The following is a 26,475-nucleotide window of genomic DNA, read 5'->3' on the forward strand; positions in this document are numbered from 1 at the left end:
GGCCGTGAAGTGAGGTGACGGGGGCCCCGATTGGCCGTCGGTGCCCGTCACACGATATGCAGGGTCCCGCTCGCGTCCGAGCACGCATTCGAACTCGAACCACTGATCCTGCTCACCTCGCGGAGGACCGCCGTGCGTCTGCCCCGTTCCCTGTCCGGCTGGACCATGGCGGTCTTCGGCGTGCTCGCCGCCGCGCTCGGGGTGGTGGGCCTGGTCGCACCGGACGCCCTGCTCACGGTGATGGGCTTCGAGCCGGTGCCCGACGGCGGCCGCGCGGACGGCGACCACACGCTCGTCTTCCTGACCGCCTCCTCCATGGCCGCGCTCAACATGGGCGTCTACTACGTGCTGGCCGCGCTGGCCGACTGGAAGCCCTTCTTCCGCTGGACGGTGCCGTTCCGCCTCCTCACCTGCGCGGTCTTCACCCTCGCCGTCGTCACCGGCCGCGCCCCGTCCGGCTTCCTGGGCGTGGGCCTGTGGGAGGGCCTGGGCGCGGTGGTGACCGGGGCCGCCCTGCGGTACGAGAAGCGGGGAGCGCCGGAGGCGTGACGGAGGCACCTCACGACCGGCCCGACGGGAACGGCCGGTCCGACGGGAGCGACCGGCCCCGCGGAAGCGACCACCGCGACGGCCTCAACGGGCTCACCGGACTCGACGACATCGCCTGGAGCTCCCTGGAACACGCGTACGGCGATGCCGCGGACGTCCCCGCCCACCTGCGGGCCCTGTACCGACCCGACGAGGCCGTCGCGGCCGCCGACGACCTGCTCACGAAGGTCCACCACCAGGGCGGCTGCGTCTTCTCGTCCGCCGTGGCGGCACTTCCGTTCGTGGTCCGGGCCGCAGCCGACCCCGCCGTGACGGCGCGGCAGGACCTCCTGGAGCTGGTCGGGTGCCTCGCCCACGAGGGCAACAGGGCCGAGCCCCGCTGGGTCGCCCCCGGCTGGGCGGAGGCCTGGGACCTGGCCGTCACGGCGCTGCTCCCACTGCTCCACGACCCCGCCCCCGAGGTGCGGTCCGGGACCGCCGAGACCCTCGCCGCGGCCCGGGAGCGGGCCGACGAGGTGCTGGCCGCCCTGTGGACCCGGTGGCCCCTGGAGACCGTCCCCGTCGTCCGGCACCGGATCGTGGAGGCGGCCGGTGAGCTCGCCGAGCACGCCGACCGGGAGCAGGCCGGGACGGTGCGCCGCCTCTGGGAGCTGACGGAGCCGGGGGCGTACCCCGGGGAGCGGCTGCGGGCCGTGGAGGCGCTGCGGACGGTGGCCCCCGACGGCGACGACCCCCGGTACGCGCGCGTGGTCGCCGACGTCCTGAACGGCGGCGACCTCGGCGGGCGTTCGGTGGCCGGCGCGGTCGCCCTCCTCGGCGACGACAGGGCCGGGCGCGCCGCCCTGATCGCGCCGCTGCTGAGGAACGCCGACGCGGCGGTCCGGCGCGGCGCGCTGGAGGCGGCGGCCGGGGAGATGAGCCGGTGGCGTTCGGCCGTACCGGCGCTGCTGCCGTCGGTCGCCGGACTCCTCGACGACCCGGAGCCCGACAACCGGCTCTTCGCCGTACGGGTCCTCGGCATGTGCGGGGCGGCCGCGCGACCGTGGGTGGACCGGCTGGCCGGCCTGGTCGACGACGACGGCGAACCGTATCCGCCCGTGCGGGACCACGCGCTGTGGGCGCTCTCCCGGATCGGCGACCCGCGCTGCGCCGAGCCCCTGGCGCGCCACCTGGCCGGGGAGCGCCAGGGCTTCTCGTACTTCGAGGTGCACTCCCCCAGCTGGTGGACCCATGAGCTCGGACTGCGCCAGACGCTCGCCCCGCTCGCCGCCCACGCCGACGTGCTGCTTCCGCCGCTGCAGGCCCGCCTCGAGGCCGTGGGGTCGGTCGACGAGGCGCGGGCGCTGCGCCAGGTCCTGACCGACTGGGGGCCGGTGGCGGCGCCCGCGGTCCCGGGGCTGCGGCGGCTCCTGCGCACCGACGCCGCGGTGTGGGCGGCGGACGCCCTGGCGGCGATCGGGCCTGAGGCCGCGGCGGCCGGGGACCGGGCGCGGCTGCGGGCGCTGATCGACGCCCCGCCGCGGGGGCAGACCTTCGCGCCGCGTTCGCTGTCCCTGGCGTACGGCAGGCTGACCGGGGACTGGGAGCCCGCGCTCGCGCTGTTCCTGCCCCGTCTTGGCGAGCCGTACGGGAACGAGAACTCGGCGATCGTGCTCGGCGAGCTCGGCGCGGCCGGCGCCCCGTACGTCGACCGCCTGCGCCCGCTGCTCCGCGAGCACGCGACCGGGTGGCTGCCCCTGCGGACGGGCGAGGCGCTGTGGCGGATCACCGGGCGGGCCGACGAGGTGGTGCCGGCCCTGGTGGGGGCGATCGAGCCGTTCGTCCGGAGCGACGTCACCCCGGCGGTCGTCCTCGCGGTCCGGCTGCTCGGCGAGATCGGCCCGGCCGCCGCCCCCGCCGTACCGGCCCTGCGGGCCTTCCTCGACACGGACGAGCGTCCGGTCGGGCACGGCACCTGGCGGTCGGTGCCGGAGGACGACGAGCTGTGCGAGGCGGCCCGGACGGCCCTGCGGGCGATCCAGGGGGCCGCCGGCTGAGGCCTCCGATCCGCCGGAGGGCCTCGGGCGCCCGTCCGCGCGCCCTGCGCCGGGGGCCGGCAGGGGGCGTGCCGGGGCCGTTCGCGGTGCGGTGCGACCCGTGGGCGGCGAGCATGGAAGGAGGCGCGGCGTCGGTGGGAGGAGGGCAGTGTGACGGCCGGTTCCTTCCCGGGGACGACGGGGCGGGTCGGCGTGCCCCTGGACGGCAAGGGCCTGCTGGACGTGCTGGGGGTCGCCGCCGTCGTCGTCGACGCCCACGGCCGGATCGTGCTGTGGAGCCCCCAGGCGGAGGACCTCTTCGGCTACTCCGCCGACGAGGCGCTCGGCGGGTACGTGGCGCGGGTGCTGGTCAGCCCGGAGCACCGCGAGGAGGCGATGCGCCTCTTCGGCGACGTGCTGCGGGAGGGCACGACCTGGGCGGGCACCTTCCCCGTACGGCACAAGGACGGCAGCGAGCGGCAGGTGGAGTTCCGCAACGTCCGGCTCACCGACGACCTGGGGGGCCTCTACGCGCTCGGGATCGCCGCCGACCGCTCCGTCGTCGAACGCGTCGAGGCCGAGCTCGCGCTCTCCGACCGGCTGGTCTCCCAGTCCCCGATCGGCCTGGCCGTCCTCGACACCGATCTGCGGTACGTCCTGGTGAACCCGGCCCTCGAACGGATCAACGGCCTGCCCGCGGCGCTGCACATCGGACGGCGGATCGGCGACATGCTGCCGCGCATCGACGCGGACGCCCTGGACGCCGCGCTGCGCTCCGTCCTGGAGACGGGCAAACCCCTGCTCGACCACCCCACCGTCGGGCGGACCCCCGCCGACCCGGACCGCGACCACGCCTGGTCGGTGTCCTTCTACCGCCTCGAAGGCGCCGACGACCGGGTCCTGGGGGTGGCGGCCTCGGTGATCGACGTGACCGAGCGGCACCGGGCGGACGTGGACGCCGACCGCTCGCGGCGGCGGCTCGCGCTCATCGCGGACGCCTCCGCCCGGGTCGGCACGACGCTGGAGGTGGAGCGGACCGCCGACGAGCTGGCCTCGGTGGTGGTGCCCGAGCTGGCCGACATCGCCGCCGTCGACGTCCTCGACTCGGTCCTCGCGCTGCGCAGGCCGGGCGCCCCCGAGGAGGGGCCCGAGCTGTTCCGGGCGCTCGCGGTGAAGGCCGCGGGCCGGACGGACGCGCTGCCCGCGGCGGACCCGCCCGGCGCGGTCGCGATGTACGGCGCGGACCGGCTCGTCACCCGCTGTGTGCACACCGGGGTGCCGGTCCTGGTGGAGCACGTCGGCTCCGGTGACCTGGCGCGGATCGCCCGCAGCCCCGAGGCGGCCGAGCTGCTCGCCCGGGCGGGGGTGCACTCGTATCTGGCGGTGCCGCTGATCGCGCGCGGCGAGGTGCTCGGCGCCCTTGACCTCAAGCGGGACCGCAATCCGCTGCCCTTCGACGGCGACGACGTGCTGCTCGCGACGGAGCTCGCGGCCCGGGCGGCGGTGAGCATCGACAACGCCCGCTGGTACCAGAGCGTGCGGAACTCGGCGGTGACGCTCCAGCGCAGTCTGCTGCCGGGGGCGCCTCCGGAGCGGGCGGGCTTGGAGGTCGCGGCCCGCTACCAGCCGGCGCAGGCGTCCAGCGAGGTCGGCGGCGACTGGTACGACGTGATCCCGCTGCCCGACGACAAGACGGCGCTGGTCGTCGGGGACGTGATGGGCAGCGGCATCGACGCGGCGGCGACGATGGGCCGGCTGCGGACGGCGACCTGCGCCTTCGCGGACCTCGATCTGCCGCCCGCCCAGGTCCTGCGGCACCTGGACCGGATCACCGCGGGCCTCGAGCACTACATCGCGACCTGTCTCTTCGCCGTGCACGACCCGGCGCTCGGCCGCTGCCGGATCTCCAACGCGGGCCATCTGCCGCCGGTGCGGGTGCCGGTGGACGGCCCGGCCGAGCTGCTCGACGTTCCGCCGGGGGTGCCGCTGGGGGTGGGCGGCGGGACGTTCGGTACGAGCAAGGTGCCGTTCCGGCCCGGGGACCGGCTCGTGCTGTACACGGACGGACTGATCGAGACCCGCCACGAGGCGATCGACGAGCGCCTCGCGCTGCTCGTCGGTCTCCTCGACGACCTGCGCGGGCCCCTTGAGGAGACCTGTGACCGGCTGCTCCAGGCGCTGCGCCGGCCGGGTGCCCCGGACGACGTGGCGCTGCTCATCGCCCGGAGCACGGGATGACGCCCCGGGGCGGCGCGCGCGGCAGGGGCCGGGGCGGCCCGGGCGAGCGCGGGACCGGGCTGCGGAGCCTCGCCGGGCAGGTGTTCGCCCTGGAGGCGCTGATCGCGCTCCTGGTGATCGCGGCGGCCGTCTTCGTGACGTTCTACCAGGCGCGCAGCGACACCCAGCGGGACGCCAGGGTCCGCTCGCTCGCGGTCGCGGAGGCCTTCGCGAAGGCGCCCGGCATGGACGCGGCGCTCGCCTCGCCCGATCCGACGGCCGCCCTCCAGGGCCGGGCGGAGGCCACCCGGCGGGCGACGGGGGTGGACTTCATCGCCGTCCTGAGCCCGGACGGCGTGCGGTACACCGACTCGCAGCCGGAGCTGATCGGCCGGCGGGCGACCGGGGACTTCAACCAGGCGGTGGTGGACGGCGAGTCGTACACCGAGCTCTTCCACGGCGCGCCCAACGACGCCGTGCGGGCGGTCGTCCCGGTCGTGAACGACCAGGGCCGGATCGTGGGCATGGTCACCAGCGGCGTCGAGGTGGAGAACATCTCGGAGGCGCTGTCGGACCGGCTGCCGCTGCTCGTCGGCGCGGCGGCCGGCGCGCTGGTGATCGCGGTGGGCGGCGCCGCCCTGGTGAGCAGACGGCTGCGGCGGCAGACCCACGGCCTCGGCCCGGCCGAGATGACCCGGATGAAGGAGCATCACGAGGCGGTCCTGCACGCGGTGCGCGAAGGCGTCCTGATCGTGGACGCCGACCGGCGGCTGCTGCTCGCCAACGACGAGGCGCGCCGGCTGCTCGGCGTCACGCCGGACATGGAGCGGCGGCACGTCTCGGAGCTCGGTCTCGACCCCCGTACGGTCGAACTCCTCGAATCGGGCAGGGCGGCGACGGACGAGGTGCACCGGGCGGGCGACCGGCTGCTCGCGGTGAGCGTGCGGCCCACGGCCCCGGACGGCTCCGAGTCCGGGAGCGTGATGACCATGCGGGACACCACCGAGCTGGCCGCGCTGACCGGCCGGGCGGCGGTGGCCCGTGGCCGGCTCCAGCTGCTCTACGAGGCGGGGGTGCGGATCGGGACGACCCTGGAGGTGGTGCGGACGGCGGAGGAGCTGGCGGAGGTGGCGGTGCCGCGGTTCGCGGACTTCGCGACGGTGGAGCTGCTGGAGCCGGTGCTGCGCGGCGAGGAACCGACGGCTTCGGCGTCGGCGACCACGGAGATGCGGCGGACGGCGCTGAGCGGGCTGCGGCCCGACCAGCCGCTGCAGCCGGTCGGGGACATCGTGCGGTTCGACGTCGCCAGCACCCCGATGGCGACCGCCCTGGACGCGGGGCACGCGGTGGTGCAGTCGGAGCTGGCGTCGGCGGAGGGCTGGCGGGAGCAGGACCCGGAGGGCGCGGCGCAGGCCCTGGCGTTCGGGATGCACTCGCTGCTGACGGTGCCGCTGCTCGCCCGTGGGGTGGTCCTGGGCATGGCGAACTTCTGGCGGGCGGACACCCCGGAGCCGTTCGGGGAGGAGGACCTGTCGTTCGCGGAGGAGCTGGCGGCGCGGGCGGCGGTCGCCATCGACAACGCCCGCCGGTTCACCCGGGAGCACGCGATGGCGGTGACGCTGCAGCGGAGCCTGCTGCCCCGGGTGCTGCCGGACCAGAGCGCGGTGGAGGTGGCGTACCGCTATCTGCCGGCGAAGGCCGGGGTGGGCGGCGACTGGTTCGACGTGATCCCGCTGCCGGGGGCCCGGGTGGCGCTGGTGGTCGGGGACGTCGTCGGGCACGGGCTGCACGCGGCGGCCACCATGGGGCGGCTGCGGACGGCGGTGCACAACTTCTCGACGCTCGACGTGCCGCCGGACGAGCTGCTCGGGCACCTGGACGAGCTGACGGGGCGGATCGAGAACCGCGACGCGGAGGGGCCGGATGCCGAGGGGCGGCGCCGGGAGGAGGGCATCACCGGCGCGACGTGTCTGTACGCGATCTACGATCCGGCGTCCGGGCTGTGCACGGTCGCCAGTGCGGGGCATCCGGGTCCGGCGCTGGTGGGGCCCGACGGTCGGGTCGAGTTCCCCGAGCTGTCGCCGGGGCTGCCACTGGGGCTCGGTCTGGGTGACGTGCCGTTCGAGGCGACGGAGCTGCGGCTGCCGGAGGGCAGCAAGCTGGTGCTGTTCACGGACGGGCTCCTGGAGGACCGCGGCCGGGACCTCGACAAGGGCCTCGCGCTGCTGCGGTCGACGCTGGCGCGGCGGGACCGGAACCCGGAGGAGACCTGCGCGGACGTGCTGGCGACCCTGCTGTCGCCGACGCCGCGGGACGACATCGCCCTGCTGGTGGCGCGGACCCGGCTGCTGGACCGGGAGCGGATCGCCGAGTGGGAGGTGGCGCGCGATCCCTCGGCGGTCTCGCCGGTGCGGAACGCGGCGGCGGCGAAGCTGTCGGAGTGGGGCCTTGACGGGCTGGCGTTCACGGCGGAGCTGGTCCTGAGCGAGCTGATCACGAACGCGGTGCGGTACGGGGCCGATCCGGTCCGGGTACGGCTGCTCCACGACCGGACGCTGATCTGCGAGGTGTCGGACGGCAGCAGCACCTCCCCGCACCTGCGGCACGCGGCGGCGACGGACGAGGGCGGGCGGGGGCTGTATCTGGTGGCGCAGTACGCGGAGCGCTGGGGGACGCGTTACGGCCGGCGCGGCAAGACGATCTGGGCGGAGCTGAGGGTGGGCGCGGACGGTGCGGAGCCGGTCGTGACGGTGGTGCCGGATCTGGACGCGCTGGAGGATCTTGCCTGGTGAGGGCCGGGGCGGGGGTACGGGGTCCGGGACAACTGGAGCCCGTTCGGCAACGCGGACGTGCTGCACCGCGCGTGGCTCGCCGCCCGGGCCCTGGACGCGCGGCTCGACGAGGAGCTGGAGCCTGCTTCCGGCTGGCCTCGGACGGCGGCGCGGACCTCCTGGGCCAGCCGAGGGCGGACCTCCGCCAAGGCGGACGGGGAGCCGATGTGCGGGGCCCACGAGCGCCTCTACGAGGCGGTCAGGGACCGCGACGAGGACGGCGCGGAGGCCCTGGCCCGCGCCCACGTCGCGGACACCCGCGCCTCCGCGGCCCGCCTCCTGGCGGCGGCCCCGGGGGCAGGACGGGACGGTCTAGAGACCGCCCCCGCCGCCGCCCCCGGGTGCTCCTAGCCGAGCTTCCGCAGGGCGGTGCGGACCGCGGTCAGGTCCTCGTCCGAGGCCAGGCCCGCGTGGTAGAGCCGCAGTTCGGTGGCGCCCGCGGCGCGGGCCCGCTCGGCGGTGTCGGTCAGCCGGTCGGGCGTTCCACCCATGCCGGTGACGATCGACAGGTTCGCCGCGAGGACGGTGTCCGGGCGCGCGTGGGCCGCGAACGCGGCGACCCGGGGCGGCCGGGCGACCACCCCGTCCGCGAGGCCCAGGACGTGCGCCGGGTCGGTGCCCGCGTCGGCGCCGCAGCGGTACGGGTCCGGGTCGGCGTGCAGCAGGATGCGGAAGCCGGGCGGCGCGGCGGCCCGTACGGCGGCCACGGCGGCCTCCTGGAAGGCGCGGGCGGTCCCGGCGCGCCAGGCCAGGGCCGGGGCCTCCAGGTCGCCGAGTCCGCCGGCGGGGCCCGATCCGGACCAGACGGGGGCCAGCGCGCCCCGCACGGCGGCGGCCAGCTCGTCGGGATCGGCGCCCTCGCCCGCGTACCCCTGGCGGCAGGAGGGGCAGAAGCAGAGCGACATCAGGTACTGCTCGCGCTCCCCGAGGGCGACGCCGCCGGTCTTGTCGTGGGCGTGCAGATGGGCGAGGCCGTACCAGCCGCAGGACTCCAGCTCGGTGCCGACCGCGCCGGGGCGCACGGCGGCCTCGGCGGCCAGGGCGACGAGCAGGGCGCGGGTCTCGGGGCCCGCGACGCAGGGCGCCCAGGGGTAGCGGTCCCCGTAGGCGTTGACGACGGAGGTCTCCGGGTGCTCGGCGCCGAGGCGGGAGTTGTGCGCGAGCACGACCCAGCTGTGTACGTCGAGGCCGGTGGGCGCGAGGGCCTCGGCGGCCCGCCCGAAGGCGTCGCCGGGGGCCCACGCCCCCGCCGGGTAGGGGCGGAGCGGGCGGCCCGCCCAGCGCTCCGGGTCCGGCGGGTAGAGCACGGCGGCGTGCTCGGCGGTGACGATCCGGTGGGCGGGGTGACGGGGGGTCAGGGCCCGGGTGGAGTGGTAGGCGGCGGCGAGGGTGACCTGCGCGAGGCCGAGCCCGGCGAGGAGTTCGGGGGCGGCGGGGTCGCCGTCGACGTCCCAGGGGTAGACGAAGGCGCCGGCCCGCATGCCTCCGCTCACCCCGCTGCCTCCGTCCACCCCGCTCACGCCGCTCACTCCGCCCGCGCCGCTCGCCCCACTCACCCCGCTCACGCGCCGAGCTCCTTCAGTGCGGCGCGGCCCTGCTCGACGAGCAGCATGAGGGCGTCGACGTGCTCGGGGGCGGGCTCGCTCAGCGGCGGTCGCACCTCGCCCACGTCCAGGCCGCCCCTGCGTACCGCCGCCTTGACGAGCGAGACGGCGTATCCCCGTCCCTGGGCGCGGAGTTCGACCAGCGGCCGGTAGAAGTCGTCGACGAGCCGGTTCACGGTGGTGTCGTCGCCGGCGGTGAGGGCGCGGTGGTAGGCGAGCGCGATGTCGGGGGCGAAGCAGAAGACGGCGGAGGAGTAGAGGGTGACGCCGATGCCCCGGTAGGCGGCGCCGGTGAGTTCGGCGGTCGGCATGCCGTTGAAGTAGAGCAGGTCGAGGCCCTCGGCGCGGACGGCGCTGACGATCCGCTGCATGAGGTCGAGGTCCCCGAGCCCGTCCTTGAGCCCGATGATGCCGTCCGTACGGGCGAGGGCGACGGCCGTGGCCGGGGTGAGGACCGCGTTGTCGCGCTGGTAGACGATGACGTCGAGCGAGGTGGCGGCGGCGAGTTCGGTGTAGTGGCGGAGCAGTCCTGCCTGGTCGGCGACGACGAGGTACGGCGGCATGGCGAGCAGCCCGTCGGCGCCGGCCTCCTCGGCGAGCCGGGCGTACCGGACGGCGAGGGCGGTGCCGTATCCGGCGCCCGCGACGACGGGGACGCGGCCGGCCGTCTCCTCGACGGCGGCGGCGACGCAGTCCCGGAACTCCTCGGGGGTGAGGGCGTGGAACTCGCCCGTGCCGCAGCACGCGAAGACGGCGGCGGCGCCCGCGTCCACGCCCGCGCGCACGTGCGCGCGGAAGGTGGCGAGGTCGACGGAGCCGTCCGGCGCGAAGGCGGTGACGGGGAAGAACAGCAGGCCGTCGAGCCGGCCGGCGAGCGGGGCAGTGGTCACGGGCGCTCCCAGGAAGTCCGTCGCACAAGGCCATCTCGTGCACAGTTATGACTGTCGTCCATATTCTTGAACACCTACGGGTCGCACGGTAGAGCAGCCCCGAAGGGCCGGTCAAGGCGATTGCACGCTCCGTCGCACACTCTTGACGCTCCATCGGGCCGCTCCCTAGCGTGTCCACAGTTGTGAATGCCACTCATGTGCATGCTGCGGTATGCCGCTCGACGGAGGAGACCCGCTCCATGTCCCCACCCCGCACGGTCCTGCTCACCGGCGCCGCCGGAGGCGTCGGCACGCTGATGCGGGAGCTGCTGCCCCCGTACGGCTACGAGCTCCGCCTCCTGGACGTCGCCCCCGTCCCGGGGGCGCCGGACGCGATCGTCGCCGACCTCGCGGACCGCGCGGCGCTGCGCGAGGCGGTCCGGGGCGTCGACGCGATCGTCCATCTGGCCGGCATCTCGCTGGAGTCGACCTTCGACAAGATCATGGCCGCCAACATCGCGGGCACCTACAACCTCTACGAGGCCGCGCGCGAGGAGGGCGTCCGGCGCGTGGTCTTCGCGTCCAGCAACCACGCCGTCGGCTTCATCCGGCAGCCGCGCCCGGGCGATCCGCTCGTCCCGGTCGACACCCCGCACCGCCCCGACACCTTCTACGGCCTCTCCAAGTGCTTCGGCGAGGACCTGGCCCAGCTCTACTGGGACCTGCACGGCATCGAGACCGTCTCCGTCCGCATCGGCTCCTGCTTCCCGGAGCCCACCTCGGTCCGGATGCTGTCGATGTGGCTGAGCCCGGCCGACTGCGCCCGGCTCCTGCACGCCACGCTCACCGCCGAGGACGTGGCCCACACGGTGGTGTACGGCTCGTCCGCCAACACGCGCGCGTGGTGGGACCTCTCCACGGCCCGGGCGCTCGGCTTCGAGCCGGTGGACGACTCGGAGGTCCACGCGGAGAAGCTCATCGCCGAGAAGGGCCTCCCGCCCGAGGACAGCGCCGACGCCCGCTATCTGGGCGGCCACTTCTGCGTGGACCCGCCCCGGTGGCCGCATTGAGCGGCGCACCGGTCCGCCCGCTCGCCCTGGTGACCGGGGTCGGGCGGACGGTCGGCATCGGCGCGGGCATCGCCCACCGCCTCGCGGAGTCGGGCTGGGACATCGCGTTCACGTACTGGACCCCGTACGACCGGCGGATGGCCTGGGGCGAGGAGCGGGGCGCGGCCGAGCTGATCGCCGAGGGGCTCGCCGGGCGGGGCGCGCAGTGCACGGCCGTCGAGGCCGACCTCGCCGACCCCGGGGCGCCCGCGCGCGTCTTCGACACGGTCGGGGAGCGGTTCGGCCGTCCGGTCACGGCGCTCGTCCTGTGCCACTGCGAGTCGGTCGACTCCGGGCTCCTCGACACCACGGTGGAGAGCTTCGACCGCCATGTCGCGGTCAACGCGCGGGCGTCGTGGCTGCTGATCCGGGAGTACGGCCGCCGCTTCGCCGGCGCGCCGGGCACCGGCCGCATCATCGCCCTGACCAGCGACCACACCGTGGGGAACCTGCCGTACGGGGCGAGCAAGGGCGCGCTGGACCGCATCACCCTGGCCGCCGCGCGCGAGCTCGCGCACCTCGGGATCACGGCGAACGTCGTCAACCCGGGCCCGGTGGACACCGGCTGGATGACGGAGCCGCTACGGGAGGAGATGGTCCGGCAGACGCCGCTCGGCCGGCTCGGCACCCCCCGCGACACCGCGCACCTGGTGGACTTCCTCTGCTCGCCCGAGGGGCAGTGGATCAACGGGCAGCTGCTGATGAGCAACGGCGGACTGGCCTGAGGCGGTGGTCCGCGCGGCACAGGTACACAGGACCCGGCCGGACTGATACGGGGGAGCCGGCCGGGGCCCGGGTCACGGTGCGCGCTGGCAGCCGGACCTGTTCACCGTAGGGCGGGACGAAGATCATCGCGAGCCGCGGAACGCGGCACCTGTCCGGAATGCGCGGTGGGTTGGCGCACGGAAGCACGGGTGGCCGCGATATGCGCCCCATGCACGCCCCGGCGCACGCCGGGTACGACAGGAAGGGGCGCAGAGAGTCAGCGACCGCCCCGCAGCGTGGCCGACGGCGACTCGCCGAACTTCTCCCGGTAGCGCGCCGCGAAGCGGCCCTGATGGGCGAAGCCCCAGCGCCAGGCCACCTCGCTCACGCTCGCCTCGTCCGGCGCCGCCGCCCGCAGCTCCTCCCGGACCCGGTCGAGGCGGACCTCCCGTACGTACGCCATCGGCGACATCCCCACGTACTCCCGGAACGACTCCTGGAGGCGCCGGACGCTCACCCGGGCCAGGGTCGCGAGTTCGGTCGTCGTGAAGGGGTGCTCGGGGCGCTCGCGCACCGCGTCCATCGCCCGCTTGACCGGAGCCGGGCGCCGGGGCTCCCCCGGGTGGGCGAGCGCCTCCCGCCAGGGGTGCTCGGCCGCGAGCAGCAGCCCGTTCAGCAGCGCCTCCTGCAAGGGGCGCGCCACCAGCTCGTGCCGGGCGAGACCCTCCCCGGCGAGCGCCTCCGCCGCGACCTGGCGGGCGAAGCGCACCCAGCTGAGCCCCGGGCCGCGGGTGATGTCCAGGCCGGGCGCGAAGACCAGCGGGCCCTGCGGCGCACGGCCGATCAGCTGCTCCAGGCGGTCGCGCAGCTCGGCCGCCCCGACCTTCACCGAGAGGGTCCGGCAGTCCCCGGTCCAGCGGTCGAGATAGGTGTCGCCCGCCGGGTCGAGCAGCAGCGCCTGGCCGGTCGTCGCGACGATCGGGGACCCGCCCTGGCGCATCTCCATCCGTCCGCTGAGCGGTGCGTTCAGGTGGTACGCGCCCAGCTCGCCGAAGCTCATCCGCACGTCGGCCCCGCAGCTGAGATCGCCGATGACGAGCGGGCCGAGCGCCACCGTGTCGAAGCGGGCCGCGAAGGGGCGCCGCTCGCGGTCGACGACGTCCATGCGGTTCGCGTAGTAGCGGGCGTCGAGCTCCTCGCGCGCCTCGTCCACGTCCCGCGTCCGGAAACAGCTCCCGTCGACCCCGCCCGAGCTCGCACCGGCCCCGCCCGAGCTCGCACCGGCCCCGCCCGAGCTCGCACCGACCCCGTCCGAACTCGAGCCGACCCCGCCCGAGCTCGCGCCGACCCCGCCCGGGCTCCCGTCGGCCCCGCCCACAGCGTCCCCTGCCCCCGCCGGTCCCACCGGCCCCCGCACCCCCACTGCACCCATGGGTCGAAAGAATATTCATATGACGGATCTGACCGGGAACGGCAGGATGCCCGCCATGCCACGCCCCCATGGATTCACCTACGAACAGCGCCGGGACGGCTCGGTCGTCCTCACCCACCTCGGCCGCGCCGCCGGCGTGCTCCGCGGCGGACGCGCCGAGAAGTTCCTCGCCGAGGTCGAGTCCGGCGACGCCCAGCTCGTCATGGCCCGCTGGACCGGCTCGTACCGCTTCGGCAACGAGCGCCAGGCCAGGAACCACCCCCGTAATCAAGGTGGCCGAACCGGGCGAGGGTAAGGGAACGGCAAAGGCACCCGGTTCGTTAGCCCTGGCATGACCGCTATGACCCCCGGCTCGAACATCCCTCTCACCGTCGCGCGTGTGGCGGTGGACGTCGCCGCCCCGGTGCGGCTCGACGTCTCGGGCCTGCTGCTCGGCGCCAACGGCAAGGTCCGCTCGGACGACGACTTCATCTTCTACAACCAGCCGTCCGGCCCCGGCGTCACCTACCGCTCCGGCGGCGGTGCCGCCCCCGACGCGATCCTGGTGGACACCGGCGCCCTGCCGGCCGGCATCGAGCGGATCGTCGTCACCGCGAGCCCCGACGCCGCGGGCCAGACCTTCCAGGGCATCGAGCCCACGGCCACCCTGCGCAACGCGGACGACGGCACCGTCCTCGCCACCTTCACCCCGCCCCGGCTGGCCACCGAGACGGCCCTCGTGGTCGTCGAGATCTACCTGCGCAACGGCGCGTGGAAGGCCCGCGCCGTCGGCCAGGGCTATGCGAACGGCCTGGCCGGCATCGCGACCGACTTCGGCGTCTCGGTGGACGACGAGCCCGCCGCCGCCCCGGCGGCCGCCGCACCCGCCCCCGTCGCCGCGCCCGCCCCCGCCGCGCCCCCGGTGGCGCCCCCGGCCCCGCCGGCGCCCCCCGCCGCCCCGGTGGACCCCCGGATCGCGGCCGCCACCCCGCCCGCCGCCGCGGCCCCCGCGCCCAGCGGCAAGATCAACCTCGACAAGGGCCGGGTCAGCCTCCAGAAGAACCAGACGGTGTCCCTCGTCAAGGGCGGCCGCCCGCTGCTCTCCCAGGTCAAGATGGGCCTCGGCTGGGAGCCCGCGTACCGCGGCAAGGACATCGACCTGGACGCCTCCGTCATCGCGTACGGCCCGCAGCGCAACCACCTGGACAGCTGCTACTTCGGCAAGCTCTCCATCCTCAACGGCTCGGTGAAGCACTCCGGCGACAACCTCACCGGCGAGGGCGCGGGCGACGACGAGGTGATCGTCGTCGACCTCGGCCGGCTGCCCGCCGACGCCACCGGACTGGTCTTCACGGTCAACTCCTTCTCCGGCCAGAAGTTCACCGAGGTCGCCAAGGCCTACTGCCGGCTGATCGACGCGGCCACCGGCGAGGAGCTGGTCCGCTTCGACCTGACCACCGCGGAGCCGCAGACCGGCGTGATGATGGCCAAGCTGATCAAGCAGTTCTCCGGCGAGTGGGAGATGACGGCGATGGGCGAGTTCGTGAAGTCCCGGACCGTCCGCGGCATGGTGAAGCCGGCCGCCCAGGCACTCTGAGCGGCCGGGTCCCCCGGGATCAGAACAGGGCGCTGTAGGCGTTGAGGGCGGGCTGGCCGCCGAGGTGGGCGTAGAGCACGGTCGAGTCCCGGCCGATCTCTCCCCGGTCCACCAGGTCGACCAGGCCCGCCATCGACTTCCCCTCGTAGACGGGGTCGGTGACCATGCCCTCGGTGCGGGCGGCGAGTCTCATCGCGTCGAGGGTCGCCTCGTCCGGGATGCCGTACACGCCGGCGTGGTAGCGCTCGTCCAGCTCGACGTCGGCCGCCGTCACGGCCCGCTCGACCCCGATGAGGGCCGCGGTGTCCCGGGCGATCCGGGTGATCTGCTCGTGGGTCGGTACGGGCTTCGCCGAGGCGTCGATCCCGATGACCCGGCGGGCCCGCCCGCCGTCCTCGGCGAGCGCGGCGAAGCCCGCGACCATGCCGGCCTGGGTCGAGCCGGTCACCGAGCAGACCACCACCGTGTCGAAGAAGACGCCCAGCGCGCTCTCCTGCTCGGCCACCTCGTACGCCCAGTTCGCGAAGCCGAGACCACCGAGCCGGTGGTCGGAGGCGCCCGCCGGGATCGCGTACGGCTTGCCGCCGCTCTCCTCGACCTCCCGCAGGGCCTGCTCCCAGCTCTCCTTGAAGCCGATGCCGAAGCCCGCCTTCACCAGGCGGACGTCGGCGCCCGCGAGGCGGCTGATCAGGATGTTGCCGACCTTGTCGTAGACGGAGTCGGGCCAGTCGACCCAGCTCTCCTGCACGAGGACGCAGCGCAGCCCGGCGCGGGCGGCGACGGCGGCGACCTGGCGGGTGTGGTTGGACTGCACGCCGCCGATGGAGACGAGGGTGTCGCAGCCCTGGGCGAGGGCGTCGGCGACCAGGTACTCCAGTTTGCGGGTCTTGTTCCCGCCGTACGCGACGCCCGAGTTGCAGTCCTCGCGCTTGGCCCAGAGGGTGGCGCCGCCGAGGTGGTGGGTGAGCCGTTCGAGCGGATGGACCGGCGAGGGCCCGAAGAGGAGCGGATAGCGTTCGAAGTCGGTGATCGGCAAGGCGGCTCCCGTTGAGTGACGGCTGCTGGTCGGCGTTCCTGGACGCGGTGGGGGCGCGCTACGGCGCCGGGATGCCCGTCACCTCGGCGACCTCGATGGCGTCGTCCGCGAGCTGTTCGAGGGCCGCCCAGATCTCCGTGGTGACCCGGACCGCCTCCGCCGCGTCCCCTTCCTCGCACGCGTCGATGAGCCGCGCGTGCAGCTCCGCCGATCCGCAGCTTCCGGCGTCGCCGAAGAGCCGCCGTTCGACCCGGCGGATCAGGGGGGTGTAGCGGGCGATGGTCGCCGCGGCGGCGTGGTTGCCGCTGGCGATGACGAGGACCTGGTGGAGCTCGTCGTCGGCGGTGAGGGCGGCCTCCACGTCGGAGGCGCGGACGGCGGCCGCGAAGCGCTCGTTGGCCTCGCGCATGGCCCGGATCCCTTCGGGCCCGAGCAGGGGTACGCCGGTCCTGGCGGCGAGTTCGTGCATCACCCGCACCACCGAGGCGGCGTCGCGGACGACCCGGCTGACGGGCCGGGTGACGCGGGTGTAGCTCTGCGGCTTGGACTCGACGAGTCCTTCCTGGCCGAGCCGGGCCAGGGCCTCGCGCACGGGTGCGCGGGAGAGCCCGAGCCGGTCGGCGAGGTCGGCGTCCTTGAGCGGGGCTCCGGGGGCGAGGTCGCCGCGCACGATGGCCTCGCGCAGCGCCTCGTAGGCCCGGTCACGCAGCAGGGTCCGGCCCACGGGCCGTAAGGCGTCCATGGACTGACATGTTAGATGTCAGTCCATGGACCTGACCAGAGGTCAGTGGTGAAGGCCCGGTGAGGGTCAGCGGCGGGGCTGGCGGCGCCAGGGGCCGGTGATCGCGACCATGATGCCCGGGGTCTGGATGTTGGCGAACAGCGTGTCACCGTCGGGCGAGAAGGTCACGCCGGTGAACTCGCTGTCGTTGAGGTCGTTGCGGGCGATCGGGTAGGTGCGGCCCGAGTCGGTCGCGCCGAAGAGGTGCTGCACGCCCTCGCCGTCCTCGGCGATGACGAGCCCGCCGTAGGGCGAGACGGTGATGTTGTCCGGGCCGTCGAAGGCGCCGTCCACGGCCGGATCGGCGTTGACGCCGAGCAGCACCTTGAGGGTGAGGGTGCGGCGCTTGGGGTCGTAGAACCAGACCTGGCCGTCGTGCGCGGTGCCGGGGCTCTCCGCGCGCGCGTAGGAGGAGACGACGTACGCGCCGCCGTCGGCCCACCACATGCCCTCCAGCTTGCGGGCGCGGGTGATCTGGCCGTCCGTGAACTGCTTGCGGACCGAGACCGTACGGCCGTCACGGTCGGGGACGTCGACCCAGTCGACGCCGTAGACGGTGCCGATCCGGGTGGCCCGGGAGAGGTCGTCCACGAAGCGGCCCCCGGAGTCGACGCACTTGGCGGCCTGGAGGACACCGGCGTCGTCGGCGAGGGTGCGGAGCTTGCCGCGGCCGTGCTCGAAGCCCTTCGGCGGGGTCCAGCGGAAGAGCAGCCCGTTGGGGTTGGAGGCGTCCTCGGTGAGGTAGGCGTGGCCGCGCCTGGGGTCGATGACGACGGCCTCGTGGTCGTACCGGCCGAAGGCCTTGATCGGCTTCGGGGCGCGGTTGGCGCGGCGGTCGCGCGGGTCGACCTCGAAGACGTAGCCGTGGTCCTTGGTCATGCCGTTGACGCCGGCCCGGTCGGAGTTCTCCTCGCCGGTCAGCCAGGTGCCCCAGGCGGTGCTGCCGCCGGCGCAGTTGGTGGAGGTGCCGGCGATGCCGACCCACTCGGCGACGGTGCCGTCCCGGTGCACCTCGACGACCGTGCAGCCGCCGGCCGCGGCCGGGTCGTACACGAGGCCCTCGGTGAGCGGGACCGGGTGCTCCCACTTGTCGCGGGTGCCCTTGAGCTCGTGGTTGTTCACCAGGTACGTGGTGCCGCGCGGGCCGGCGAAGGCGGCGGTGCCGTCGTGGTTGGAGGGCGTGAACTCGCCGGACTCCAGCCGGGTCACACCGCTGTGGGTGACGACGCGGTACGAGAAGCCGGCGGGCAGGGCGAGCATCCCCTCGGGGTCCTCGACGAGCGGCCCGTACCCGAGCCGATGGCCGTGGCCGTGCCCGTGGTCGCGGTCGTGGTCATGACCGTGGCCGGCTCCGTACGCCTCCGGCTCGTCGGAGGCGAGCGCCTCGGGCGCGGTGGCGAGAGCCCCGACGACACCGGTGAGGGCGAGGCCCGCACCGGCGGCGGCGGACTGCTTGGTGAACTCTCTGCGGTTGAGGGGCATGGTGTGACGGTCTCCCTGTGGTGGCCCTGATGTCGCGGGGCCACCTTCCCGTGCCACCGAGAACACCGCCTGAACGGCACGGGAACACCGGCAGGCGCGCGTCGCCGTCACACCCACCGCACGAGCCACGTCGGCCGTACTTGGAGCGGCCGCCCGGACGGGCCCCGCCAAGCCTCCGCCGGCGCGCGTCGCCGCCGTCACACCGCCGCGGCACCCACCGCACGAGCCCCGCCGGCCGCACGCCGAGCAGCCGCCGGACGGGCCCCGACAGGCCTCCGCCGGCGCGCGGCGGCGGTCCGGCGTCAGGCGCCGCGCTTCGAGCGGGCCTTGAAGGCGGCCTTGCGGGCCTCCTTCGCCACGGTCTTGTCCCGGTGCAGCCGGCCCATCGCCTCCAGGACCTCCGCCGTCGCCGGGTGCTCCACCCGCCAGGCCGCCTCGAAGAAGCCGCTGTGACGGCCCGTGAGGCCCTCGATGAGCTCCTGGAGCTCCTCCAGGTCGCCGTCCGCGTCGAGCTGGGCGGCGATGGTGTCGACGGCCAGCCAGAAGACCATCGACTCCGGCGGGGCGGGGACGTCCGTCGCGCCCCGCTCGGCGAGCCAGACCCGGGCCAGGCCGCCGAGTTCCGCGTCGTCCAGGACCTCCCGTACCGCGGGCTCCGCCTCCGCGCCGACCAGCGACAGCGTCTGCTGGCAGTGCAGGCGGCGCAGCGGCGAGCCGGCGTCCGCGCCGCGCGCGGCGTGCAGCAGCTCCCGGGCGGCGCCGAGCGCGTCCCGGCCGGCCAGCCAGGCGGTGGTCTCCTCGCGCGCGGCGGCCTGCGGGTAGCCGGCGATGCCGTCGAGGAGCGCGTCGGCGCCCTTCTCGGCGAGGTCGCCGACGGCGGGCGCGTCCACGCCGGCCTCCAGCATGCGGGCCCGGACGCCGTAGAGGCCGAGGGGGGTGAGCCGGACCATGCCGTAGCGGGTGACGTCCTCGTCGTCGACGGGCGGCGCGGGCTCCTCGCCCTCCTCGGCCATCAGGGCCTCGTCGACGGGCTGGTACTCGACGAGTCCGATCGGTTCGAGCAGCCGGAACTGCTCGTCGAGCCGCATCATCGCCTCCGAGACCTGCTCGAGGACGTCGTCGGTGGGCTCGCCCATGTCGTCGGGGACGACCATCGACGCGGCGAGCGCGGGCAGCGGTACGGGTCCCTCGCCGGGCCCGCCCTCGCTGACGGTGAGCAGGTAGAGGTTGCCGAGCACGCCCTCGAGGAACTCGGCCTCCACCTCGGGGTCCCAGTCGAGGGCCTCGATGTCGATCTCGCCGTCCTCGCCGAGGATCGCGTCGAGGTCGTCGAGGACGGGTGCGACGGCGTCGGCGAAGACGGTGTCGAAGCCGTCGAGCCAGAGCGCGAGGACGTCCTGCGGCGAACCGCCGGTGACGACGGCCAGGTTCTCGCCGGGCGCGGCCCGGCCGGGGAGGTCGCCCGTCGCGCCGTCCTCGCCCGTCCCGCCGTCCTCGCCGTCCTCGACGCTCACGAGGCCGGTGTCGACGGCGAGCCGCCAGGCGTCGCCCGCCCACATCTCGCCGTCCTCGTCGTCGGTGAGGCCGAGCACCTCGACGGCTTGGGGCAGCTGCTCGTCGACGAGTTCGCCGCCGGCGTCGACCCGGGTGTCGGGTCCGGCCCAGCGGGCGAGCCGGACGGCGTGCGCGAGGAGGGGGGCGGCCAGGGCGTCCCGCGCCAGCTCCGCGTCCGCAGGCAGCCGAACGGGGGGAAGGGTGGGGTGCTCCGCTGACATCTGGGGGGTCTCCTCGACACGTCCGTGGGGTGGGAAGGGCAGGGGCTCAAAGAGCGGTTCTCAGCGTAGACGCATCCGGGCGGGCGTCCGCCGGTTCACGTGCCCGTCAGCCTTCGTACACCCGTCGACTCTTGACAAGTGGGGGGCTCTGCAAAGAGATTGACGCGCGTAGATTCTTCTGCCGTTCCTCCAAGCACCCTCGGAGTCCCCTGATGCCTTCCTCCATACCGAGATCTGCCGGCCGCACCGTCGCGCGCTCCGCCGCGGTCTCCGCCGTCGTCGCCTCGGCCCTCGCCGCCGGACTGCTCGCCGGTTCGACGAGCGCCGCCGCCGAGGACGCCGCGACCGGCGTCCGCATCCACGACATCCAGGGCACGACCCGCGTCTCGCCGCTCGTCGGCAAGCAGGTCACCGGCGTCACGGGCATCGTCACCGGCGTCCGCACCTACGGCTCGCGCGGCTTCTGGATCCAGGACCCCGAGGCCGACGCGAACCCGGCCACCAGCGAGGGCGTCTTCGTCTTCACCAGCTCCGTCCCGACGGTCGCCGTCGGCGACGCGGTCAGCGTGAGCGGCACGGTCACCGAGTACGTCCCCGGCGGCCTGAACTCCGGCAACCAGTCGCTGACCCAGATCTCCAAGCCGGTCGTCACCGTCCTCTCCCAGGGCAACGCCGTCCCGGCCCCGGTGACCGTCTCGGCCTGGTCCGTCCCCGAGGAGTACGCGCCCGAGGGCGACCCGGCCGCCGCCGGCTCCATCAACGGCCTGACCCTGGACCCGGAGACGTACGCCCTGGACTACTACGAGTCGCTCGAGGGCACCAACGTCCGGATCGGCACCTCGCGGGTGGTCGGCGCCACCGACCCGTACTCCGAGCTCTGGGTGACGGTGAAGCCCTGGGAGAACCGCAACTGGCGCGGCGGCACGGTCTACGGCTCGTACGCCTCGCAGAACACCGGCCGGCTCCAGATCCAGCAGCTGGCCCCGATCGCCCAGCAGCCCTTCCCCAAGGCGAACGTCGGCGACGTGCTGCAGGGCGTGACCGAGGGCCCGCTCGACTTCAACCAGTTCGGCGGCTACACGATCACCGCCCGCACCCTCGGCACGGTCGTCGACCGCGGCCTTGAGCGCGAGTCCACGGACAAGCAGCACAAGAACGAGCTGGCCGTGGCCACGTACAACGTGGAGAACCTCGACCCGAGCGACCCGCAGGAGAAGTTCGACGCCCTCGCGAAGGCGGTCGTCGAGAACCTCGCCTCGCCCGACATCCTGGCCCTGGAGGAGATCCAGGACAACACGGGCGCCAAGAACGACGGCACCGTCGCCGCCGACCTGACGGTGAAGAAGTTCACGGACGCGATCGTGGCGGCCGGCGGACCGGCGTACGAGTGGCGCTCGGTCGACCCGGAGAACAACAAGGACGGCGGCGAGCCCGGCGGCAACATCCGTCAGGTCTTCCTCTTCAACCCCGAGCGGGTCTCCTTCACGGACCGCGCGGGCGCCGACGCGACCACCGCCACCGCCGTGACGGGCCGCAAGGGCCACGCCGAGCTGACCCTCTCCCCCGGCCGCATCGACCCGGCGAACACCGCCTGGGAGGCCAGCCGCAAGCCGCTCGCGGGCGAGTTCGTCTTCCGTGGCCGTACGGTCTTCGTGATCGCCAACCACTTCGGCTCGAAGGGCGGCGACGAGTCCATCGTCTCGCACCACCAGCCGCCGGTCCGCTCCTCCGAGGCGAAGCGCCTGCTCCAGGCCCAGGCCGTCAACGGCTTCGTGAAGCAGCTGCTCGCGGTCGAGAAGCAGGCCGACGTGCTGGTGGTCGGTGACATCAACGACTTCGAGTTCTCCGGCACGACGAAGGCGCTGACCGACGGCGGCGCGCTGTACCCGGCCGTGAAGTCGCTGCCGCGCAGCGAGCGCTACTCGTACGTCTTCCAGGGCAACAGCCAGGTGCTCGACCAGATCCTGACGAGCCCCGGCGTGCACCACTTCGAGTACGACAGCGTCCACATCAACGCGGAGTTCGCCGACCAGGACAGCGACCACGACCCGCAGGTCCTGCGCTTCCGCCCGTAGCGGCTCCGGGGCCCGCCGGCCCCGTCACACGCCCGCGCTCAGACTGAGCGCGGGCGTGTACCGCCGCACCCGGCCGCCCGCGAGCCGGGGGTCGTGCTGGACCCGCCGCCAGGCCTCGCTCAGCGGGGCGTCGTCCGCCAGCCAGTCCAGGTGGGCCTGCTCGCTCTCCCACTCGGCGTAGTTGAGGACCCGGCCGCCGTCGAGGGAGAGATGGAACTGGGCGCTGATGCCGCCGGGCGCGGGCCGCGACACCGCGTCCTCGTCCAGGGCGGCGAACACGCTGTCCACCCACTCCTCCCGGGCGCCCGGCCCGGCGTCCTCCGTGAAGTCCGCCTCGACGATCACGACGACCCCGGGCAGCTCCCCCGTGCTCGTCGCGCCGCGAGCGGTGGAGCGGTGGACGGCCCCGTAGCGGCGGAGCTCCACCCGCTCGATGCCGGGCACGGCCTTGTCGATCTCGGCGTTCCGGTCGTCGCGGTAGGTGCGGACGAAGTCCTCGTACTCCTGCTCCCCGGTCCACTGCGAGTAGTGCATCAGCGTCTCCCCGTCGGTCCCGATGAAGACGCTGTACGAGAGCAGCCCGAGGTCCGGCCATTCCCGGTTCTCCCAGGCCGTGCGGATCGCCTCGACGGCGGCGCGCTGGCGCTCGGGGGTGCCGACGTTCCAGGTGCTGACGAAGACGGCGCCGACTCCGGGGCGGTGGAGGTCGGGACGGGCGTCGGGACGGGCTACGGCGTTCATCGGGTGTCTCCTCGCGTTCGGTGCGGATGACCCGACCCTCCTCCCTCAACCATGGTTGAGGTCAAGGGTTCTCCTCGTGGGAGACTTCGCACCGTGATCCTCCGCCCCGCCACCCGCGCCGAACTGCCCGCCGTCCTCGCCCTCCTGGCCGACGAGGAGAGGCTCGTCGACCCCGCCTCCGTCACCGTCACCGAGCCCTACGAGCGGGCCTTCGCCGACATCGCGGCCGATCCCCGCAACGAGATGCTGGTCCTGACGGACGGCGAACTCGTCCTCGGCTGCCTGCAGCTCACGTACATCCCCGGACTCGGCAAGGGCGGTGCCGAGCGGGCCCTGATCGAGGCGGTCCGGATCAGGGCCGACCGGCGCGGCGGCGGTCTCGGCCGGGAGCTGATGGAGCGTGCCGTGGCGCGTGCGAAGCAGCGGGGCTGCGCGCTCGTCCAGCTGACCAGCGACAAGCGGCGGACCGACGCCCACCGCTTCTACGCCTCGCTGGGCTTCGCGCGCAGCCACGACGGCTTCAAGCTGGCCCTCTGAGCGCGGGCTTCAAGCCGGCCCTCCGAGCGCGGGACCGCCCGCCTGACCGGGAAGCGTCCAGCTAGCCGAGGAGGTGCCCGCCGCCGTCGACGAGGAGCACCTCGCCGGTGATGTACGAGGAGTGGGCCAGGTCGTGGACGGCCCCGGCGATGTCCTCGGCGCGGCCGACCCGGCGCAGCGGGACGACGTCCGCGACGTGCGCCTTGGCGGCGTCGGCGCCGTCCACCCCGTCGAACCAGGGGGTGTCGACGAGTCCGGGCGCGACCGCGTTGACCCGGACGTCGGGGCCGAGGGTCTTGGCGAGGAGCTTCGTCATGTGGTTGACGGCCGCCTTGGAGACGGCGTACGGGATGGAGCTGCCGCCGGGCCGGACACCGGCCTGGGAGGAGACGTTGACGATGGCGCCGCGGGTCCTGCGCAGGTGCGGGACGGCGGCGGTGACGGTCTGCCAGACCCCGATGACGTTGACGTCGTAGAGGTGGCGCCAGATCTCGGGCGTGGCGGCTTCGAGGTCGTCGTGCGGGATGAACCGGGTGGTGCCGGCGCAGTTGACCAGGAGGTCGAGGCGGCCGAGGGTGTCCACGGTCCGCTCGACGAGGTCCTTGGCCTGGGCCTCGTCGGAGACGTCCGCCCGGAGGTAGACGGCGCCGGGCAGTTCGGCGGCGAGCCGGGTTCCGGCCTCGACGGAGCGGGCGGAGTTGACGACGACCCGGTAGCCGGCCTCGGCGAGGCGGCGGGCGACGGCGGCGCCGATGCCCGAGGAGGATCCGGTGACGAGGGCGACGCGGCGGGCGTCGTCCGTGCTGTGCGAGCTCATGCGGTGCTGTTTCTCCATGTCCCCCTGTCGCGCCCTTCGATCATGTCAGACCCGGCGGACAGTTCAGCAGCCGTTATCTCTCGAACCAAGCAGATCTAAGTGGACCTTCACCGTCCGGGGCGCCCAGACTGGGCGGATGACTTCTGCACGACCTTTCGGCCGGGCGCTCTGCGCGATGGTCACCCCGTTCACCCCCGACGGTGCGCTCGACCTCGACGAGGCGGCGAAGCTGGCCGCCCGACTGGTCGGCGAGGGCTGCGACGGCCTCGTCCTCAACGGCACCACCGGCGAGTCGCCGACCACCACCGACGCCGAGAAGGCCGCCCTGGTCCGCGCCGTCCGCGCGGCCGTCGGGCCCGGGCCCTCGGTCCTGACGGGCGTCGGGACCGCCGACACCCGGCACACCGCCGAACTGGCCCGGCAGGCCGAGCAGGCGGGGGCGGACGGACTGCTCGTCGTCACCCCGTACTACAGCCGCCCGCCGCAGCCCGCCGTCGAGGCGCACTTCCGGCGCGTCGCGGACGCGACCGGACTCCCGGTGATGGTCTACGACATCCCCGGCCGCACCGGCACCCGCGTCGAGCCGGCCACGATGCGGCGGCTCGCCGAGCACCCGCGGATCGTGGCGGTGAAGGACTGCTCGTACGACCTGCTGAGCTCCGCCCGGCTGATCGCGGAGACGGGACTGGCGTACTACTCGGGCTCCGAGGAGACGAACCTGCCGCTGTACGCGGTCGGCGGCGCCGGCTACGTCAGCACGGTGGCGAACGTGGCACCCCGTCAGCTGCGGGCCGTCCTCGACGCCTTCGACGCCGGCGACACCGCGGCGGCCACCCGGCTCAACGCCCGGCTCCTGCCGCTCGCCGAACGGATGATGGCCGCGGGCCTGCCGGGCACGGTCACCGTCAAGGCCCTCCTCGGCGGCCCGGTCCGCGAACCGCTGCAGCCCGCCGACCGGGAGACGGCCGACGGGCTGCGCGAGCTGTACGAGGCGCTGATCCGTCCGGATCAGGCGGAGTCGGTCGTGTAGGTCCGCCCGAGGATCGCGGCGTGCTCCAGGACGTCCTCCAGCGGGTCGTCGATCTGCCCGGTGGAGATCAGGGAGACGTTCGGCCCGTTGTGCGAGTGACTGTGCGTCTCGTCCGCCGCCGCCGTCCCGGCCGGCAACAGCACCGCCGCCAGCGTGAGCACTCCGGCGACCGTGGGCTTCGTCTTCATGTCGACTCCTCGCCTTGTCTGCGTGCAGTGACTCTGCGTTCTGGTTAACGCAGAGTCACCGGATCAGTTGTGGCTGTGGAGGATGTCGTTCAGGCCGCCCCAGACCGCGTTGTTCGGGCGGGCCTCGACGGCGCCGGTGACCGAGTTGCGGCGGAACAGGATGTTCGAGGCGCCGGAGAGCTCGCGGGCCTTCACGATCTGGCCGTCGGGCATCGACACCCGGGTGCCGGCGGTGACGTACAGGCCGGCCTCGACGACGCACTCGTCACCGAGCGCGATGCCGACGCCCGCCTCGGCGCCGATCAGGCAGCGCTCGCCGATCGAGATGACGACGTTGCCGCCGCCCGAGAGGGTGCCCATGGTGGAGGCGCCGCCACCGATGTCCGAGCCGTTGCCCACGACGACGCCGGCCGAGATCCGGCCCTCGACCATCGAGGTGCCGAGGGTGCCGGCGTTGAAGTTGACGAAGCCCTCGTGCATGACGGTGGTGCCGGCCGCGAGGTGGGCGCCGAGCCGGACGCGGTCGGCGTCGGCGATCCGGACCCCGGCGGGTACGACGTAGTCGGTCATGCGCGGGAACTTGTCGATGGAGGTCACCTGGAGGTGCAGGCCCTCGGCGCGGGCGTTGAGGCGGACCTTCTCGATGTCGTCCACGGCGACCGGACCCAGCGAGGTCCAGGCGACGTTGGCGAGCAGGCCGAAGACGCCGTCCAGGCTCTGGCCGTGCGGCTGGACGAGCCGGTGGCTGAGGAGGTGGAGGCGGAGGTAGGCGTCGTGCGCGTCGAGCGGCTTCTCGTCGAGCGAGGCGATGACGGTACGGACGGCGACCACCTCGACGCCCCGGCGGGCGTCCACGCCGAGGGCCTTGGCGGCGCCTTCACCGAGGGCGTTCACGGCCTCGTCGGGGGTGAGCCGCTCGGTGCCGGCCGGGCCGGGCGCCTCGGTCAGCTCGGGGGCGGGGAACCAGGTGTCGAGAACGGTGCCGTCGCCGGCGATGGTGGCGAGGCCGGCGGCGACGGCGCCGGTGGCGCGAGGAGCAGTGGTCATGACGGAAAACCTAACCGGCGGGGCCCCGCCCGGGCCAACCGGTCTCAGGTGTCGGTCGA

23 protein-coding genes and 1 pseudogene are annotated in these 26,475 nt (G+C 74.3%); 13 read left to right on the top strand and 11 right to left on the bottom strand.

Annotation, left to right across the window (positions count from 1 at the left end):
* Positions 1–165: 165 nt before the first annotated feature.
* The 6 genes and pseudogenes from DEJ43_RS07545 (at position 166) to DEJ43_RS07565 (ending at position 7,963) form a co-directional block, all read left to right on the top strand.
* A complete protein-coding gene (locus DEJ43_RS07545; RefSeq protein WP_051026031.1) occupies positions 166–549 on the top strand; it encodes a hypothetical protein in 384 nt (127 codons plus the stop codon).
* Positions 546–2,585 carry a HEAT repeat domain-containing protein gene (locus DEJ43_RS07550; RefSeq protein ID WP_015032729.1) on the top strand — a complete coding sequence of 680 codons (2,040 nt, stop codon included), beginning with the start codon at positions 546–548 and terminating at the stop codon, positions 2,583–2,585. Before DEJ43_RS07545 ends, DEJ43_RS07550 begins: the two co-directional genes overlap by 4 nt.
* A gap of 150 nt (positions 2,586–2,735) precedes the next feature.
* Positions 2,736–4,802 (top strand): SpoIIE family protein phosphatase, encoded by a 2,067-nt coding sequence (locus tag DEJ43_RS07555; RefSeq protein ID WP_015032730.1) that lies wholly within the window; start codon positions 2,736–2,738, stop codon positions 4,800–4,802.
* Complete coding sequence (locus DEJ43_RS07560; RefSeq protein ID WP_015032731.1) at positions 4,799–7,573, top strand: SpoIIE family protein phosphatase; 2,775 nt, start codon at positions 4,799–4,801, stop codon at positions 7,571–7,573. The genes DEJ43_RS07555 and DEJ43_RS07560 overlap by 4 nt, the downstream gene beginning before the upstream one ends.
* 18 nt (positions 7,574–7,591) lie before the next feature.
* A pseudogene (locus tag DEJ43_RS37750) lies at positions 7,592–7,764 on the top strand (cytosine deaminase); the annotation flags it as partial.
* 13 nt (positions 7,765–7,777) lie between these two features.
* Positions 7,778–7,963, top strand: a complete 186-nt coding sequence (locus DEJ43_RS07565; protein ID WP_233447928.1) for an FCD domain-containing protein — start codon at positions 7,778–7,780, stop codon at positions 7,961–7,963.
* Here the strand turns inward: DEJ43_RS07565 and DEJ43_RS07570 are convergent.
* On the bottom strand, positions 7,960–9,093 hold the full coding sequence (locus DEJ43_RS07570) for a hypothetical protein (protein ID WP_041662222.1): 1,134 nt from the start codon (positions 9,091–9,093) through the stop codon (positions 7,960–7,962). The genes DEJ43_RS07565 and DEJ43_RS07570 overlap by 4 nt on opposite strands.
* 80 nt (positions 9,094–9,173) lie before the next feature.
* Positions 9,174–10,106: a 5-dehydro-4-deoxyglucarate dehydratase gene (locus tag DEJ43_RS07575; RefSeq protein WP_015032734.1), complete on the bottom strand. Its 933-nt coding sequence runs from the start codon at positions 10,104–10,106 to the stop codon at positions 9,174–9,176.
* 239 nt (positions 10,107–10,345) lie between these two features.
* Here DEJ43_RS07575 and DEJ43_RS07580 point away from each other — a divergent pair, with 239 nt between their 5' ends.
* Together DEJ43_RS07580 and DEJ43_RS07585 are read left to right on the top strand one after the other, a co-directional pair.
* Complete coding sequence (locus DEJ43_RS07580) at positions 10,346–11,155, top strand: NAD-dependent epimerase/dehydratase family protein (RefSeq protein ID WP_015032735.1); 810 nt, start codon at positions 10,346–10,348, stop codon at positions 11,153–11,155.
* Positions 11,143–11,919: an SDR family oxidoreductase gene (locus DEJ43_RS07585; protein ID WP_015032736.1), complete on the top strand. Its 777-nt coding sequence runs from the start codon at positions 11,143–11,145 to the stop codon at positions 11,917–11,919. Before DEJ43_RS07580 ends, DEJ43_RS07585 begins: the two co-directional genes overlap by 13 nt.
* A gap of 257 nt (positions 11,920–12,176) precedes the next feature.
* Here the strand turns inward: DEJ43_RS07585 and DEJ43_RS07590 are convergent, their stop codons facing one another.
* The gene (locus tag DEJ43_RS07590) at positions 12,177–13,112 is read right to left on the bottom strand and encodes an AraC family transcriptional regulator (RefSeq protein WP_041662223.1); all 936 of its coding nucleotides are present in this window, start codon (positions 13,110–13,112) and stop codon (positions 12,177–12,179) included.
* Between the two features lie 274 nt (positions 13,113–13,386).
* Between DEJ43_RS07590 and DEJ43_RS07595 the strand changes: the two genes are divergently transcribed.
* Positions 13,387–13,626, top strand: coding sequence for a hypothetical protein (locus tag DEJ43_RS07595; RefSeq protein WP_181399448.1), 240 nt, complete (start codon positions 13,387–13,389; stop codon positions 13,624–13,626).
* A gap of 45 nt (positions 13,627–13,671) precedes the next feature.
* On the top strand, positions 13,672–14,907 hold the full coding sequence (locus DEJ43_RS07600) for a TerD family protein (RefSeq protein WP_041662224.1): 1,236 nt from the start codon (positions 13,672–13,674) through the stop codon (positions 14,905–14,907).
* 19 nt (positions 14,908–14,926) lie between these two features.
* Here the strand turns inward: DEJ43_RS07600 and DEJ43_RS07605 are convergent, their stop codons facing one another.
* From DEJ43_RS07605 to DEJ43_RS07620, 4 genes are all read right to left on the bottom strand, one after another.
* Positions 14,927–15,943 carry a 1-aminocyclopropane-1-carboxylate deaminase gene (locus DEJ43_RS07605; RefSeq protein WP_015032741.1) on the bottom strand — a complete coding sequence of 339 codons (1,017 nt, stop codon included), beginning with the start codon at positions 15,941–15,943 and terminating at the stop codon, positions 14,927–14,929.
* Between the two features lie 58 nt (positions 15,944–16,001).
* Positions 16,002–16,685, bottom strand: coding sequence for a GntR family transcriptional regulator (locus DEJ43_RS07610; protein ID WP_015032742.1), 684 nt, complete (start codon positions 16,683–16,685; stop codon positions 16,002–16,004).
* Between the two features lie 66 nt (positions 16,686–16,751).
* A complete protein-coding gene (locus tag DEJ43_RS07615) occupies positions 16,752–18,206 on the bottom strand; it encodes an alkaline phosphatase PhoX (protein ID WP_015032743.1) in 1,455 nt (484 codons plus the stop codon).
* A 302-nt stretch (positions 18,207–18,508) separates the two neighbouring features.
* Entirely contained in the window at positions 18,509–19,981 is a 1,473-nt protein-coding gene (locus DEJ43_RS07620; RefSeq protein WP_015032744.1) for a hypothetical protein, read from the bottom strand.
* Between the two features lie 212 nt (positions 19,982–20,193).
* On the opposite strand from DEJ43_RS07620, the gene DEJ43_RS07625 reads away from it, so the two are divergent.
* On the top strand, positions 20,194–22,056 hold the full coding sequence (locus DEJ43_RS07625) for an endonuclease/exonuclease/phosphatase family protein (protein WP_015032745.1): 1,863 nt from the start codon (positions 20,194–20,196) through the stop codon (positions 22,054–22,056).
* A 24-nt stretch (positions 22,057–22,080) separates the two neighbouring features.
* Here the strand turns inward: DEJ43_RS07625 and DEJ43_RS07630 are convergent, their stop codons facing one another.
* Positions 22,081–22,797, bottom strand: coding sequence for an antibiotic biosynthesis monooxygenase family protein (locus DEJ43_RS07630; protein WP_015032746.1), 717 nt, complete (start codon positions 22,795–22,797; stop codon positions 22,081–22,083).
* 93 nt (positions 22,798–22,890) lie between these two features.
* On the opposite strand from DEJ43_RS07630, the gene DEJ43_RS07635 reads away from it, so the two are divergent.
* On the top strand, positions 22,891–23,334 hold the full coding sequence (locus tag DEJ43_RS07635; protein WP_015032747.1) for a GNAT family N-acetyltransferase: 444 nt from the start codon (positions 22,891–22,893) through the stop codon (positions 23,332–23,334).
* Positions 23,335–23,395: 61 nt separating this feature from the next.
* Here DEJ43_RS07635 and DEJ43_RS07640 read toward each other — a convergent pair whose 3' ends face one another.
* Complete coding sequence (locus DEJ43_RS07640; protein ID WP_015032748.1) at positions 23,396–24,151, bottom strand: SDR family NAD(P)-dependent oxidoreductase; 756 nt, start codon at positions 24,149–24,151, stop codon at positions 23,396–23,398.
* Positions 24,152–24,287: 136 nt separating this feature from the next.
* On the opposite strand from DEJ43_RS07640, the gene dapA reads away from it, so the two are divergent.
* On the top strand, positions 24,288–25,181 hold the full coding sequence (gene dapA / locus DEJ43_RS07645) for a 4-hydroxy-tetrahydrodipicolinate synthase (RefSeq protein WP_015032749.1): 894 nt from the start codon (positions 24,288–24,290) through the stop codon (positions 25,179–25,181).
* Here the strand turns inward: dapA and DEJ43_RS07650 are convergent.
* Positions 25,160–25,369: a hypothetical protein gene (locus DEJ43_RS07650; RefSeq protein ID WP_015032750.1), complete on the bottom strand. Its 210-nt coding sequence runs from the start codon at positions 25,367–25,369 to the stop codon at positions 25,160–25,162. The genes dapA and DEJ43_RS07650 overlap by 22 nt on opposite strands.
* Positions 25,370–25,432: 63 nt before the next feature.
* Complete coding sequence (dapD, locus tag DEJ43_RS07655; RefSeq protein ID WP_041662226.1) at positions 25,433–26,416, bottom strand: 2,3,4,5-tetrahydropyridine-2,6-dicarboxylate N-succinyltransferase; 984 nt, start codon at positions 26,414–26,416, stop codon at positions 25,433–25,435.
* Positions 26,417–26,475: the final 59 nt, after the last annotated feature.

Origin of the sequence: Streptomyces venezuelae ATCC 10712, assembly GCF_008639165.1 — a bacterium.
Taxonomy (GTDB): domain Bacteria; phylum Actinomycetota; class Actinomycetes; order Streptomycetales; family Streptomycetaceae; genus Streptomyces; species Streptomyces venezuelae.